9 protein-coding genes are annotated in these 15870 nt (G+C 57.3%); 4 read left to right on the forward strand and 5 right to left on the reverse strand.

Features of this window, described 5'->3' with window-relative positions:
- Positions 1-10: 10 nt before the first annotated feature.
- Positions 11-2671: a GNAT family N-acetyltransferase gene (locus tag H6F58_RS11195; protein ID WP_171918995.1), complete on the reverse strand. Its 2661-nt coding sequence runs from the start codon at positions 2669-2671 to the stop codon at positions 11-13.
- A 98-nt stretch (positions 2672-2769) separates the two neighbouring features.
- On the opposite strand from H6F58_RS11195, the gene H6F58_RS11200 reads away from it, so the two are divergent.
- Positions 2770-5394: a DNA topoisomerase IV subunit A gene (locus tag H6F58_RS11200; protein WP_171918996.1), complete on the forward strand. Its 2625-nt coding sequence runs from the start codon at positions 2770-2772 to the stop codon at positions 5392-5394.
- A gap of 70 nt (positions 5395-5464) precedes the next feature.
- Here the strand turns inward: H6F58_RS11200 and cydC are convergent, their stop codons facing one another.
- The 3 genes from cydC to H6F58_RS11215 are packed head-to-tail and all read right to left on the reverse strand — an operon-like array spanning position 5465 to position 11455.
- Entirely contained in the window at positions 5465-8779 is a 3315-nt protein-coding gene (cydC, locus tag H6F58_RS11205) for a thiol reductant ABC exporter subunit CydC (RefSeq protein WP_195181770.1), read from the reverse strand.
- A 25-nt stretch (positions 8780-8804) separates the two neighbouring features.
- Positions 8805-9830 (reverse strand): cytochrome d ubiquinol oxidase subunit II, encoded by a 1026-nt coding sequence (cydB, locus tag H6F58_RS11210; RefSeq protein WP_195181771.1) that lies wholly within the window; start codon positions 9828-9830, stop codon positions 8805-8807.
- Positions 9831-9853: 23 nt separating this feature from the next.
- Positions 9854-11455, reverse strand: coding sequence for a cytochrome ubiquinol oxidase subunit I (locus H6F58_RS11215; protein WP_195181772.1), 1602 nt, complete (start codon positions 11453-11455; stop codon positions 9854-9856).
- A gap of 383 nt (positions 11456-11838) precedes the next feature.
- Between H6F58_RS11215 and H6F58_RS11220 the strand changes: the two genes are divergently transcribed.
- Together H6F58_RS11220 and H6F58_RS11225 are read left to right on the forward strand one after the other, a co-directional pair.
- Positions 11839-12210: a BlaI/MecI/CopY family transcriptional regulator gene (locus tag H6F58_RS11220; RefSeq protein WP_146275372.1), complete on the forward strand. Its 372-nt coding sequence runs from the start codon at positions 11839-11841 to the stop codon at positions 12208-12210.
- Positions 12211-12383: 173 nt separating this feature from the next.
- Entirely contained in the window at positions 12384-13196 is an 813-nt protein-coding gene (locus tag H6F58_RS11225) for a M56 family metallopeptidase (protein ID WP_244652552.1), read from the forward strand.
- A gap of 87 nt (positions 13197-13283) precedes the next feature.
- Here the strand turns inward: H6F58_RS11225 and H6F58_RS11230 are convergent, their stop codons facing one another.
- Complete coding sequence (locus tag H6F58_RS11230; RefSeq protein ID WP_146275374.1) at positions 13284-15392, reverse strand: DNA topoisomerase IV subunit B; 2109 nt, start codon at positions 15390-15392, stop codon at positions 13284-13286.
- Between the two features lie 221 nt (positions 15393-15613).
- Here H6F58_RS11230 and H6F58_RS11235 point away from each other — a divergent pair, with 221 nt between their 5' ends.
- Complete coding sequence (locus H6F58_RS11235) at positions 15614-15838, forward strand: hypothetical protein (protein ID WP_060701946.1); 225 nt, start codon at positions 15614-15616, stop codon at positions 15836-15838.
- The last annotated feature ends 32 nt before the right edge of the window (positions 15839-15870 follow it).

Consider the following 15870-nt stretch of genomic DNA (forward strand, 5'->3'; position numbering starts at 1 on the left):
GCCCAACTGCTCAGCTTCGCAATGCTCGGCGCACGCTGTCAGTCCGTTGCTCAGCGTTGCTGATCTGGATATTAACTGACAAGACACTCAGCGAATTGGCCGAGACCGAGATTGGAGCGAACTTTGCGACAGTGACCTCAGGATGATTGTCCTTGAAGAGCGATACGCGGGTAACAAAATCCTTTAATGCCTCCAGATCCACCGCGGCAAGCCCTTGATATCCCAGTAGCCTGACGCTGCTTCGGGGACGACGAATCAGTTGCTCCAGATCATGTGTTGAGAGGGGTGCCACGCCGTGGGCCCAATCGTCCAAGAGGTTCACGGGATCGCCGCTGAGCCCAAAGGAGATCACTGGGCCAAGCAATGGGTCCTCGACCGCTTTCACTACACAGGCCTGCCCGGCCGGCGCCATGCTTTGAACCTCGAGAGCATCGACGCCGTAGTTGCGCATCAGCAGCTTCATATGGGTGAAGTTTGCCTCCAGGCTCTGCTTATCTGGAATGCTCAAGCGGACCCCTCCGAGGTCCAGTCTTTGGCGCAGGTCTGGATCGTTGGCTTTCAGGGCGACTGGCCAGCCAAGTTCATCCGCCGCTTCAATGGCTTCTGAAACCGTGTTGACTACCCGGGAACCGTAGATCTGAATTCCGTAGAACCCCAGCAGCTTTTGCGCTTGGGCTTCGGAAAGTTCAAGCAGGTTGGTGCCTGAAACCGTGGCCACTAGTTCTGCGAGATATTCGCCCGCCCCTTCGGCGTCGATTCCGTCCGGGTCCTCGATGGGTTCGTAGGGAACATCCACCCATTGCTGATAGCCGTACGCTTTCGCCAAGGCGCCAATGGCCGTAGTGGGCGACGTATATAGCGGAACTCCTTGCTTCACGCCGCCGGTAATTTCAGAGCTTGACAGGCCTGGCACCAAAGCCACGATCGGCTTCGGCTGGTCAAGGAATTCGCGGGCAACTTTTAAAACCGCTGAGGTTTCCAGTCCGGAATAGGGCAGGTGCGCAAGAAGCACAGAATGCACATCCGAGTCCGCAACGAGCTCTTTGAGCCGCCGCCGGAGCATGGGAATGGCCCGTGATTGCCCGATGCTGTAATCAAGTTCTTCGCCGTGAATGGCGGCGTTGAGGTTCCGGTCCTCGGCGACATCGCAAATAACTTCGGCGATGGTCAAAGAATTCGAGATGATTGCGACATTTGGCCCCTGGGGTGGCGGGAATACCGACAGCAAGGACGTCACATCCAATAATTCTTCCGATGAGCGAACGCGAATGACACCGGATTGGCGCAAGATCGCATTCATCGCACCTGCTGGCGCTTGCCCGACACGTACCGAGTGGCCTGGCGGCAGCCGGCGGCCCATGACATCAGTCTTGGCCACGACCACCGGCTTGCGACGCGCTAGCCTGCGTGCAATACGGGCAAATTTTCGCGGGTTGCCGAAGGATTCCAAGTACATGGCAACAACGTCCGTGCGCGGATCATCCTCGAAAAACTGCATGGCGTCATTGCCGGACACGTCGGCGCGCAAGCCGGCAGAAATTGCGCTGCTGACGCCGACGCCTTGTTGAATGCCCACGCCCTGGAGGATCATCCCCATGGCTGCCGATTGGCTGAAATAACCCACATTGCCCCGGCTCGGAACACCGGGACTACCCGAAACATGCAGATTGACCGAGGGATCGGTGTTGATGAGTCCAAGGGATGCCGGCCCCACCACACGCATGCCGTTGGCCCGGGCCAAAGCAACCAATTCGCGTTGGGCCGAGAGCCCTTGAGCAGATTCATACCCAGCGGACATGATGACCAGTGCCTTCACCCCATGTTTGGCGCAGTCCTGGATGGCTTCCAGGACTCGCTCTCTTGGGATGCATAGGACCGCCACGTCAACGGCGCCGGGAAGTTCGGTGACCCTGCCATATGCGACCATCCCTCCAACTTCAAGGGCAGCATCGTTCACCGCATAGACGGTGCCTGTGTAACCGGACTCGACGATCCTCTCCAAAACGTCATGGCCTAATTTTCCCCAGGTGCGGCTTGCACCGATCACCGCTATCGACTGTGGTGATAATAGGCCTGCAACGCTGCTCGCTTCCGCTCGGTGCTCCCGGGACTCGGTGACTTCACGAGACTTCTCGGTGGGGCTGATGGAAAATTCCAGCATCACCACCCCGTCTTCAAAGTGCCTGGCCACCGCGTAACCTGCGTCCGAGAAGACCGTCAGCATCTTGCGGTTTTCCGGAAGTACCTCGGCCGAGAATTTCTCGATGCCGTTTTCGCGGGCTGCTGCTGCTAAGTGCTCCAGCAAGATCGAGCCAATGCCAGTCCCCTGATATTCGTCGGAGACGTTGAAGGCAACTTCGGCCTCTTTCGGATCATCGAGCCGGTCATAACGGCCAACACCAATAATCCTTGATCCGCGCACCACGGTGAAGGCGACTCGATTCACATGGTCGACGTTGGTGAACCGTTCGAGCTCTTTAGGGGTCAGGGAGGACTTGTACGTAAAATAGCGTAGGTAGACCGAGGTTTCGGATTGATGCTTGTGCATCTCTTGCAGGGCCTGCGCATCCATTGGGGTGATGGGCCGCAGATGTGCCGTTGTTCCGTCGCGAAGCACAACATCTGCTTCCCAATGCGCTGGATATGCCGCCGAAAGTTTACGATCCACCATAGGCTTAGAATAGTCGCGACCTTGGTGATGTGCCCAGACGCAACACGAAGTATCGACGGCCCCGGCCGCACCACAGCAGATGAAGGACAAATAGAGTAATGGCTCGTAAGAAGTCTGAAGAGATTCCAGAGGATTTCGTTGAAAATATCGTCGATATCGACGTCACCAATGAAATGGAATCCTCCTTCTTGGAGTACGCCTATTCCGTCATCTATTCGCGTGCCCTTCCCGACGCCCGTGACGGACTGAAACCAGTACAGCGTCGAATTCTTTTTCAGATGTCCCAAATGGGGCTGCGCCCCGAAAAGGGCCATGTCAAGTCCGCCCGCGTGGTGGGCGAAGTCATGGGAAAGCTGCACCCGCATGGCGACGCCGCCATTTATGATGCGATGGTTCGACTGGCCCAGGACTTCTCGCTGCGCTTGCCGCTTATTGATGGGCACGGCAACTTCGGCTCGCTGGATGATGGACCTGCGGCGCCACGCTATACCGAGGCGCGACTGGCCGCATCCGCTGTGGCGATGACGGCGAACCTGGATGAAGACGTCGTGAACTTCATTCCGAACTACGACAACCAGTTCATGCAGCCCGAGGTGCTCCCGGCGGCTTTCCCCAACCTCTTGGTTAACGGAACTACCGGCATCGCGGTGGGCATGGCAACGAACATGGCACCGCATAACCTGGGCGAGGTGATCGCGGCCGCGCGGCATCTGCTCATTGAGCCCGAAGCCACGGTCGAAGAACTGATGAAGTTCATCCCGGGTCCTGACTTGCCGTCAGGCGGAAGCATCATCGGCCTCGACGGCGTTAAAGATGCGTACCGCACCGGGCGGGGCCTGTTCCGCACCCGGGCTACGGTAGAGCTGGAAAAGGTCTCGGCACGCAAGTCGGCGCTGGTGGTCACCGAGCTGCCGTACGGCGTAGGGCCCGAAAAGGTGATCGAAAAGATCAAGGACGGCGTCAACAACAAGAAGATCGTCGGCATCTCTGATGTTGTTGATCTGACTGATCGCCACCACGGCCTGAAGCTGGTCATTGAGTTGAAGAATGGCTTCAACGCCAATGCGGTGCTGGCTAGCCTGTTCAAGTACACCCCCATGGAGGATTCCTTCGGCATCAATAACGTTGCCCTGGTCAATGGGCAACCGCGGACCATGGGATTGCGTGAACTGCTCACGGTCTATGTCGACCACCGGCTTGATGTCGTGCGCCGACGCACCGTTTACCGTTTGGCCAAGCGTGAAGACCGCCTGCATCTGGTCGAGGGCTTGCTGATCGCCATCGTGGATATTGATGACGTTATCGCCATCATCCGTTCGTCGGAACAGACCAATGAAGCACGCCAGAGGCTGATGACGGTCTTTGACCTCAGCGAGCCACAGGCAAACCATATTCTGGAACTGCGCCTGCGCCAGCTGACCAAGTATTCCAAGCTTGAGCTGGAAACCGAAGCAGAGCAGCTGCGCGAGGAAATCGAGAAGCTGCGAGCCATCCTGGAATCCGACCAATTGCTGCGTTCCGTGGTCTCCGAGGAGTTGGAAGCCATGGCGGAGACCTTCGGCACGCCTCGTCGGACAAAACTCCTCAAGTCCGCGCAGCTCGCTCCGCTCAAGGGCACCGCCTTGCCGGAAGCGGTCGGCAGCGGCAAGCAGGTGAAGCTGACTATGGAGATTTCCGATAGCGCGTGCTGGGCGCTGCTCTCAGCCACCGGCCAGATCGCTCGCACCCACGATCGCGCCCAGCTGGACTTCGCCTCAGCCCGAATTAAGCACGATGTGCTGATCTCCCAGGTGGCCTCCAGTGCCCGTGGCGAAATCGGCGCATTAACCAGCACCGGCAGGATCATGCGCATTTCCCTGATTGACGTGCCCGTGCTGCCTGAGTCCCACGGGTTCCCGCAGCTGGCGCAGGGTGTTCCGGTGGCCGAGTTCCTGAAACTTCCCAAGAATGAAACGGTCATCGCGCTCGTTCCATTAAATGAGGTCCTGGCCATCGGTACCCGTCAGGGCGTCGTGAAGCGAGTGACCCCGGAGTACCCGTTGAACCGTGACGAGTTCGAGGCCATTACGCTCAAGGACGACGATGCGGTGGTTGCCGCTGCGGTGGCTGGAGAAGACGACGAATTGGTCTTCCTCACCCGCGGTGCGCAACTGCTGCGATTCCCTGCCTCTGCTGTGCGCCCGCAGGGGCGCACCGGTCGCGGCATGGCCGGAATCAAGCTCAGCGCCGATGACCACGTCATCTTCTTTGGTGTCGTCCCCTCGTCGGCACAGAATGCCGTAGTGGCGACCATTGCAGCGGGTTCGCAAACCTTGCCTGGAACTTCTGGCCAGTCGGTGAAGCTCACCGAGTTTGCCGAATTCCCCGCCAAGGGGCGTGCCACGGCCGGTGTTCGCGCCCACCGTTTCATCAAGGGTGAAGACCACCTGCAGCTTGCCTTTGCCGGGCAGGGACCAGCGCGAGCTAGTTCAAGTGCCGGTGTGGTTCGGGCCTTGCCGACAGAGTTCGGAAAGCGTGATGGATCCGGGGCACCGCTTGCGCAGACCGTCAACATCCTTGGCGGTTCTTTGAGCGCTGCCGAATCATCCGCTGCCCAGGCACCGGACTCACCTGCCGACGCACCAGTGGGCAACGCAGTTCAAGACGAGCATCCGAAGGCAGCCCCGGCGTTCAACCCGGGCGAAGATACCTTGCCCTTTGACGACGGCGGAGTAATTCTCTAGGCAGCTGGGTTCGACACCGAAAAGGTGCTTCAACAGATTCGCGATCTGTTGCAGCACCTTTCTAGTTGGATCAAGCAGCAACCTTGGCTTCCAGCTGGATGCGTTCATGGCACTGTTCGGCCAATCGCTCATCGTGGGTAATGAGCACGACCGTGCGATCTTGCAGAGCACGGCGCAGCGTATCCATCAGTTCAGCGGCCTCGTCTGCTCCCAAGTGCGCTGTGGGCTCATCGAGCAGAACCACTTGATGTCCGCCAAGCAGGGCACGGGCAACGGCCATCTTGCAGCGCTGGCCGCCTGAAAGATGATGTCCGCCAGAACCAATCCTTGTTTCCAGCCCCTCGGCTTGCTGCTGATACCAGGAGTGCAATCCTACGTGCTGTAGCACCTCGACAAGTTGCGCATCCTCGCGTTGCTCCCCTTCGGCTACGCCGAGCATCAGGTTGCGGCGTATCGAGGAATCAAACAGGTGGGCTTCCTGCGGGCACCAGGCCACGGAGTTCAGCTTGGCCCCGTGAATCGGACTGCGCATGCCGTGTTCGTCAATGAGGCTCAAGGTGCCGGCGCGCACCGGCAAGGCCCCAAGCAATGCGGTCATAAGAGTGGACTTCCCGGAACCGGAAGGACCAACGATTGCCGTCCATCGGCGTTGCGGAATGGTCGCGGTCAGCTTGTCGACCACATTTGGTCCATGGCCGTACCCCAGGCTGACTTCGTCCAGCTCGAATCCTGCAACCTCCGGGGTGAAACTGGCAGCGTGATCGTTTTCGCGGCCTTGCTGATCCTGGTTGGATAGCCCGTGTTGCCCCAGAAGCCCAGCCAATTGTTTCAAGGCTTGCCCTTGCTGGACCGCCAGCAGGGCGCTGGTGGCGCTATCACCCAAGGCCAGGCTGAGCAGCACGGCCAACGCAGTCAACGATGCCGAGCTTTGGGAAACCGCGGCCACCACGATCGCCATCAGCACGCTGAGCAATACGGCGAGCGCGGGAGCACTCCCCTGGCCAAGCGCGTGGCGTTGCGCGTCCTTGGTATTTTCCTGTTCGGCGCTATTGACTGAAGCGAGAGCCGCGTTGAGTGAACCGTTAATCCGCAATGCTGATTTGTGCCGCAAGATTCCCAGAATGGATTGGTTCATGGCCATTCGATGGGTCATTTGGCGTACCAGATGCTGTCCCTCAATTCTCTGGACCAGCCATCTAACGGGGAAAGCCAGGAGAATGCCAGCGATGACCGCTGTCCATCCGAATTCCGGCTGGATGAGGAACAAGGCTACGGTTGCAACGCCCCAGAGGGTAATGGCTGAGAGTGGCGGGAAAACCACTCGCGCAAGCTGATCACGCAGTTCATCCACTTCGGCCAGGAAGAAACGCAATACGACAGACGACCGGCTAAAAAGTCCCCAGCGGGCCGGGTCGGCCACCATGGCGTTCCAAATTTTTTCGCGAAGCTTCCCGGCGTATTCGAGGACCGCATCGTGAATGGCCAGCTGTTCCAAGTAGCGGAAAGCTGCTCTGCCGATTCCCAGGGCGCGGACCATGACAAAAGCGACGATCAAGTGGAGGATCGGTGGCTGATAGCTGGCTTCAACGATCAGCCATCCGCTCAATGCCGCCAAGGCGACGGCACATAAGACACTGATCGTTCCCCACGCCACGGCTTTGGGCGCGCTCCTGTAGCCTCTGAGCAGTTCTCGACGAGGGTTAAACCGCTGTCGGCTCTGATCCAATGCCGTGGAGGGCACTGCATCTTGAATGCCGCTAGCCCGATGCTCGGATTCCTGGCCCGGCCATGCTGGTTTCGGCGTGATACTGGCTCCACGTCCCTGCGAGTTGTCGATCAATGGATCATGGCTTGCAATGAGAACTGCGCAGCGTGCAGGGATTTCGCTGAGCAATTGGCGTACCACCGACGCGTTATCGTCATCAAGGTGAGCCGTCGGCTCATCAGCCAGGAGCAAGGTGCATTGGGGGTCGCTGTGCAGGCGTGCCACGGCCCGCAGTACTTCTAATCGGCGTAGTTCGCCGGGCGAGTATTCGGCGATTTTGCGTCCAAGCATGTGATCCATCGACAGGCGTTCTGCCAGCTCACTGACAAGTCCGGGCCTAGGTGCGTGAATGTCTTGAGCTAGTTGCTCTTCCCCGGTCTCCGCATCAAAACGCGGATGCTGGTTGATCAAAGCTATGGAACCCGAAGTTCGAATGGTGCCTTGAACGAGTTCTGGATCAAAAGCATTGTCGCTGCAGCTTGCTTCCGCGATCAGCGTGATCAGAGTTGTCTTTCCCGTACCGCTCGACGTAGCGATGATCTTCCGCTCCCCCGCGCCCAGGCTGAGGTTCAGGTTTTTGCATATTGGTTCGTTGCCTTCGTATCGCACACTGAGATTCTCAATTTCCAGAACCTTGGATGCCCGCGCTGGCGAGGCACCGATAGTGGTAGTGCTTGGAGCAGCTGCAGTCATGTTCTGGTACCGCTGATAGGCTGCCAGTCCGTCGTCGGCTGCGTGATAGGCAGACCCGACCTCACGAAGGGCCGAGAAGAGCTCCGGCGCCAGAATCAGGATGGTCAATCCTGCGGACAGTTCCATCGAGCCGTTGACGAGTCTCACGCCGATGAATACCGCTAACACTGCTACCGAGAGCGTTGAAATAAGTTCCAGCCAGAAGCTGGACATGAACACGGTCCTGAGGTTGGCCATGGTGGCAATACGGTACTTCTCGCCGACCTGCGCGATGGCGTTGCCTTGTTGACGTGCCCGTCCCAGGCCTAGGAGCGCAGGTAGTCCTTGGGCTAGTTCATAGAGCTGGCTCGCCAACCTGTCGAGGGATGATTGTGATTCTTTGAGCGTGTCTTGCGTATGCATTCCAATGAGCGCCATGAACACCGGAATCAAGGGAACCGTCAGTAGCAGTATCACCGCGCTGATCCAGTCGAGTCGCAGAATGTAGATGCCGAGCAAAAGGGGAACAGCAGCGGCGCCAATGAGAGCTGGAATGAACTTTGTGAAGTAATCGTCCAGCTTCTCAATTCCATGGCTGGCCAGTGTGGCTACCACAGGGATTGAGTTTTGCGTTGCCGGAACAATCACAGGGTGCGAGGACTCGGAGCTTAGCAGCTGCATCCGCATCCGTTCCTTGGCTCCCATCCCCATACGCCTCGCGCCCGCGTTTAATCCCCACGCGGCGAGTGCGCGCAGTATGGCGCCAGCGCCTGCAACGAGCAAAAGTTGGGGATCGCTCTTTGCACCGGAGGCCATGGTCGCAATCCACGTTCCCAACGAGTAGGCGACAAGCACCAGCCCCAAGACCTTGAAGACTGAAAAACACGTCAACACGGCGAATTGGCGTGGTGAAATCAGTTCTTTTGGAAGGAATCTTGGGGCTGGCATAGCTCGACTTTCAGGTCCGGTTCAATTATTTAACGATTGAAGTCACGTGGTGAGTTTCAGGAATATGTTCCTCACGCAGCCGTTTGCGGAATACCCAGTAGCTCCACGCCTGATAGGCCAAAACCAATGGCACGCCAAAAGCAGCCACGATGCTCATCAGCTTGAGCGTGTAGGGAGTGCTGGATGCGTTGTCAACGGTTAGATCAAACGCCGAGTCCAGCGTTGAAGGCAATACCACTGGATAGGCCGCGACGAATATCGCTGCAACTGCTGCCAGGAGCATGACTCCGAGCGCGATGAAGGACTTTCCTTCTTTTCCAGACCGGCCCATGACACCTGCGGCGATCAGCGCCACAACTGACAGCGCTAGGCATACCCAGGCGAGTGTTGAATTGTTGTTGGCGAGCACCCAGAGAGCCCAAAGCAGCATTGGAAGTGCAGCTACCGGCAGCCAGCGTCCCACAAGCTTTCCGGCTTCCTCCCGTACTGGTCCATCGGTTTTCAACCGCAGGAAGGCCAGTGCATGAATCCAGCAGAACGCCACCACCGCGACTCCACCGAGCACCGCATGCCACGTGAGCCAAGCGAAAGCGCCACCGATGCGGTCCCCATTTTCGTTCAGCGGCAGGCCCAACGTGGTGGACGCGAGCATAGCGCCGACGCCAAATGCTGCAATTAGGGAGCCCAGGCCCAATGCGAGATCCCATGCCTTGCGGGTCAGCGCAGTGATTGCCTTGCCTCGATATTCGATGGCAACGGCACGGAAGATCAAGGCGATCAGCACTATGGTGAGCGGAATATAGAGCGCAGAGAAGAGCGAAGCGTACCAATGCGGGAAGGCGGCGAAGGTGGCACCACCGGCAGTAAGCAGCCATACTTCGTTGCCGTCCCATACCGGGCCGATGGTGTTGAGCAGCAAACGCTTTCGTTTTTCGGTGCTCTTACCGAGGCCGATAAGCATGCCTACGCCGAGGTCGAAGCCCTCAAGAAAGAGGTAGCCACACCAAAGTATCGCAATGACAATGAACCAGAGTGTTGGTAGCCATTCCATGGTTTTCTCCTTCGTCCGTGAGGCTAGTAGGCGAATGCCAAGACGTCATCGTCGTCATTGCCATCGTGTGGTTTTGCGCCGGTATCATCGTGCTTTTCTGCTGATTCGAGTTCCGGCATGGCAGAAGCTACTCCGCCGCGAATATAACGGGTCAAAAGCACCAGTTCCACAACGAGCAGTACGGCGTAGATCGAAGTCAGGGAGATCAGCGAGAACAAGAGTTCTCCAGCGCTTACCGTGGGCGAGACAGAGGCCGCCGTGTACATGAAGACCTGGTCAACCCCTCCCATTTGAGGGTTGGGTGCCACGGTGAATGGCTGACGGCCCATTTCGGTGAAGATCCACCCGGTGGCGTTGGCTCCGAAGGGAGCCGCAATTCCCAACACTGCGAGTCGGGAGATCCATTTATTATCTGGAACGGTTCCCTTGCGCGTGATCCATAACGCGATAGCGGCAGCAACTGCGGAGAGCCCGCCGAAGGTGATCATCAAGCGGAAACCCCAGTAGGTAACTTCCATGACTGGCAGGTAGTCGATTTCTTGCCCTGCATACTGGCCGAAGGATTCATCCTCGGGGTAGTATTTTCCGTATTTTTCCTGGTATTCCGGAATCAGTGAGTTGACGCCTTTAATTTCGGTGGTGAAATCTCCGTTGGCAAGGAAGGAAAGAATTCCAGGGATTTCAAATACTGCCACGACATCGTCGCAGTCGGTTGAGCCATGAGCAGTAATATCGCCCAGTGACAGGACCGAGAAACCCGTCCCGTCGTGGCATGCAGCTTCAGCAGAGGCCATTTTCATCGGTTGCTGCTCGAACATGAGCTTGGCCTGTTCGTGCCCGGTCAACGCGACGCCGAGGAATGCGACCACGGCAACGCTTGCACCGATCCGCAAGGATTTGATCCATACTTGGTAGTCGGTCTTGTCGCGGTTCTTCCCCCGGCTCAGATCCTCGCCAATGATCACTCGGCCGTTTGCATCAACTGTGTCGATTCCAGCTTTGCGACGACGGTAAAGGTGGAACCAGGAGATCCCAAGCAAGAATCCACCTGCGACGGCGAACGCCCCGAAAAGTGTGTGCGGGAAGGTGACCAGCGCTGTGTTGTTGGTGAATACTGCCCAGGCATCGGTCATTACGGCGCGACCATCGATAATCTGGGTGCCGACCGGATGTTGCATCCACGAATTCGCGACGAGAATGAAATACGCCGAGACCATGGTAGCCAGCGACGCGCACCAGATAGTTGCCAGATGCAGGCGCTTCGGCAATTTTTTCCAGCCAAAAATCCAGAGCCCGAGGAAGGTGGATTCTACGAAGAATGCGAGGAGCGCCTCCATGGCCAGTGGCGCACCGAATACGTCGCCGACATAGCGGCTGTATTCGCTCCAAGCCATTCCGAACTGGAATTCCTGCACGATGCCGGTGGCCACGCCCATGATGAAGTTGATCAGAAACAACTTGCCCCAGAATTTTGTCATCCGCAGCCAGTGTTCGTTACCGGTGCGATGCCACATAGTTTGCAAGACGGCGACCGTTAGTCCCAGCCCGATGGTCAGCGGAACCATCAGGAAGTGGTAAACCGTGGTTATGCCAAACTGCCAGCGGGCAATTTCTAGTGCATCCATTGAATCCTCAATTTATTGCGTGTTGGGATCTTCCAAGACTTTTCTACGTTCCGTAGAAATGCCTTCAAGTATCACCATAGACCATTTCGACAGCTTGTAGAAGTCGCGGGACGTTGATCCCAGCCACATCGCGAAGACCCGGTCCCACCCGAAGAAAGCAAGCACCAATCCGAAGGGCCCTTACGGGTTCGGCATCCATTCGCAGTGCAGGTAGAAGCCGGCCATTGGCCCGGCGGCGGCAAGCAGAAAGCTGAATCTGCCACTCTTTTACGTGTCGTAGAAATCTCGAACAAAAATCGCTACAATAGGTGTTTCAAGCAGTGTGCCTAGGACTAGTCCCGGGGCATGCGGCGAAAGTACTAATGCAAGTGAGGTAAGACCTAGTGGCCAGCCTTGGCGATCTAGAACGTTCCGTCATGGATTTGCTGTGGGATTCCACAGAACCGCTCACCGCGAACGACCTTCGCGATGAGCTCGCGGCACTTGGCACCGACGCGAAAGAACTCGCAGTTACAACGGTGCTCACTGTGCTTGCGCGCCTTGAAAAGAAGGGCTTGGTTGAGCGCGAGCGCTCTAGCCGCCCACACCGCTACGCTGCTTCATCCTCTCGAGAAGACCACACCGTTGGCCTTCTTAACGAAGCATTGGGCACAGCCCAGGATCGCGAAGCAGTTCTTGCCCGATTCATCGGTGGAATCTCCGCAGATGAAGCAGCTTCATTGCGTGCTATCTTGGACTCAGTAAAGTCCGCATAATTTATTCACACTTCGGGGACTGAGTGCTTCTCACCTCATACTTCCTAGCGGCGTTGGCCATCGCATTAGCCTGGCCGACGCCGTTGGCCCTATCAAAGGCTAAATGGACCACTCGCGCGCCAGTCCAGGCCGTACTCCTATGGCAAGCCATCGCTTTGGGCGGTGGCCTGTCCATGATCGGATCGATGCTGGTCTGGGGACTGACGCCATTGGGCGATGATCTCATCTCGGCTATACACGGCAGCTGGCGGCTTCTCACAGGCGATCCGACCGTACGTTACCCCGGTGTCGTCCATCTTTTTGCGCTGAGCACGGCGCTTCTATTCGGGTTTCATTTGGTGTTGACCCTGATTCGCGCTGCCTGGAGAACTTCCAGGCAGCGGGCTAAACACCGGCACCTCCTGCGATTGCTCAGCAACCCTTCGGAAACTCGCCCCAATACTTTGGTCATTGATCACGATATGCCAGTAGCCTACTGTGTTCCGGGCATCTCGCAATCCGTGACTGTTCTCTCGCGTGGACTGATCACACAACTCACTGCCGAAGAACAACAAGCAGTCATCTCGCACGAGCGTTCGCATCTGGATCAGCGGCATGACTTGCTAATTCTGGCTTTCACAGCATGGAACGAAGCCCTGCCTTGGCTGCCAACGTCTAAGCTCTCGCTGGAGGCAGTGCGCCAGCTAATTGAAATGCTTGCCGACGATAAAGCCCTGGAAAAGGTAAACCGCCAAACCCTCCTGAAGGCCATCATTGCGGTAGCCACCGCCGCAGCAGACGCTGATGGAGTATCCGGCCAGCGAAACGCATCGAACGCAGAAATGGTGGGGATGCCCGGCGGTGAAGTTTCGTCACGACGCTTGCAACGCCTGCTGACGCCAGTTGCTCCGCTAGGATGGGCCTCACGCTATCTCGTATTAGCCTGCACGATTCTCTTGCTGGTCTGCCCGACCGTCCTGCTCGTGGCGCCGAGGCTGCTTGCGTAATGAAGCGGTCTTGTCGTTTTCGCGTTAATGCATGAAGCCGCTGGCTTGAGCAGAATTGCCCAAGCCAACGGCTTCGACTTTTAATGCCTAGACATCGATTCGTTCGCGTTCCAGATCGTCCGCACCGTCAATAATAAATTTCTTGCGCGGTGCGACATCAGATCCCATAAGCAAATCGAAGACTTCTTCAGCAGCCTGGGCGTGTTCGATCCCCACTCGGCGCAGCATTCGATGACGCTGGTCCATGGTGGTCTCTGCCAGCTGATCGGCATCCATTTCGCCAAGGCCCTTGTAGCGCTGAATCGGCTCCTTGTATCGCTTGCCGTCCTTCTCCAACTGAGCAAGCAGCTTGTTCATCTCTGCTTCTGAATAGGTGTACACCACTTCATTTTGTTTCGATCCGGGATTGATCACTTCGATGCGATGCAAAGGCGGTACAGCAGCATAGACACGACCGTGCTCAATCATTGGTCGCATGTAGCGGTAGAAGAGCGTGAGCAACAACGTGCGGATATGTGCACCGTCCACGTCGGCATCGGTCATGAGAATAATTTTTCCGTACCGGGCTTGCTCGATATCGAAGCTCCGGCCCGAGCCGGCACCAATGACCTGAATCATCGCAGCACATTCCGCGTTGGAGAGCATATCCGAGATGGAGGCCTTCTGGACGTTCAGGATCTTGCCTCGGATGGGCAACAACGCCTGGTACTCGCTGGAACGAGCTAGGCGTGCCGTGCCCAGGGCGCTGTCGCCTTCGACGATGAACAGTTCAGACTTGCCGACTTCCTTGCTTCGGCAGTCCAACAATTTTGTGGGAAGCGTTGAGGATTCCAAAGCGGTTTTCCGTCGCTGAGTTTCCTTGTGCATCCGGGCGGAGACACGAGATTTCATCTCGTTAACCACCTTTTCCAACAAAGTGGATGCCTCAGCCTTTTCCGCACGCTTGCTGGAGCCCAGCCGGTCGTTAAGCGCCTTTTCGACGACTTTGGAGACGATCTGGCGTACCTGCGGGGTGCCCAGAATTTCTTTCGTCTGACCCTCGAACTGCGGCTCGGCGAGGCGGACCGTAAGAACTGCAGTCAGCCCGGCTAGAACATCGTCCTTTTCTAGCTTGTCTTTCTGCCCGAACTTGAGCTTTCGGGCATTTGCCTCGACGTTTTTGCGGAATGACTTGAGCAGCGCCTGCTCGAATCCGGCGCTATGCGTACCGCCCTTGGGGGTGGCGATAATGTTGACAAAACTGCGGAGCGAAGTGTCATAGCCGATCCCCCACCGCAGCGCGACGTCGACCTCGCACACGCGCTGTACGTCTTCGATGTGGCTGCGTCCCTTGTCGTCAATGACAGGAACCTTCTCATGGAAAGAGCCGCTTCCCTGAAAACGCCAAATATCAGTTACTGGCGAGTCGCTGCTGAGATATTCCGCAAACTCGCTGATGCCGCCGTCGTGCTGGAAAATCTCTTCATGCGGCCCATCCGCACCGGGTGTATCCGGCAGGCCCCGTTCGTCACGAAGCGTGATGCGCAGGCCGGGAACCAAGAACGAGGTCTGTCGCGCCCGGTCTTGCAAATCCTTGTACGAGAACTTCGCATCGGGGGTGAAGATATGATTATCCGCCCAGTACCGAATGCGTGTACCGGTTACTCCGCGCTTGGCCTTACCAATGACTTCTGGGGACGTTGCCGCCTCGTAGGGAGTGAATTCTGCCTCAGCCTTCTTCCGCCCCTTGTCGGCAAATTTTCCTGGCTCGCCACGACGGAACTGCATGCCGTACGTTTTACCACCGCGGTCCACTTCCACATCTAGACGTGCAGAAAGTGCGTTAACGACCGAAGCGCCGACGCCGTGAAGGCCTCCAGAGGCGCTATACGATCCCCCACCAAATTTTCCACCAGCGTGAAGCTTGGTGAATACGACTTCCAGGCCGCTCAGTCCAGTTTTAGGTTCGATATCCACGGGGATACCGCGGCCATCATCGCGGACTTCAACGGAGCCATCGGCATGCAGGACTACGCCAATCGCCTGGCCGAAACCGCCCAATGCTTCGTCAACCGAGTTATCGATGATTTCCCAGAGGCAATGCATCAAGCCTCGCGAGTCCGTGGATCCGATGTACATGCCGGGACGTTTGCGGACCGCTTCCAATCCTTCAAGGACTGAAAGGTGTCGAGCGTTGTAATTGTCGGATGAAGCCACTGGGCCTTTGTCTCCTACCTACATAAGAAAGGACGTCGTGAGTCCTATTCTAATCGTTAATGTGTTCGAATATCCGCCATTTTCCGCTGTCTTCGCGTGCTTTCGATAGCTATGACCTTATCCACATCTACTACGCGGTGAGCGAAAGACACCGGTTTTCGGGATAAAGTCAGGGCTCGAACTGGTTCTATTGAGTAACCATCAACTTTAGGAGGCTGGCAATGACTACTACGACCGCTAGTCGTGAATTGAACGCACTCGACCGGTGCGACCGTTGCGGCGCACAGGCCTATGTGCGAGCCGTGCTGGCTTCAACCGGCGGTGAACTGCTGTTTTGCGCTCACCACGCCCGCGATGTGGAACCAAAGCTGCGCCCGCAGTCCTCAGTTTGGCAGGACGAATCTTCGCGACTCTACGAAAAGCCGAAGGTCGAAGCCAACGACTGATTCCGTTCGAGACTAATTGCAAACTGGTGGCC

It is taken from the genome of Glutamicibacter sp. FBE19 (assembly GCF_015524875.1).
Taxonomy (GTDB): Bacteria; Actinomycetota; Actinomycetes; order Actinomycetales; family Micrococcaceae; genus Glutamicibacter; species Glutamicibacter halophytocola.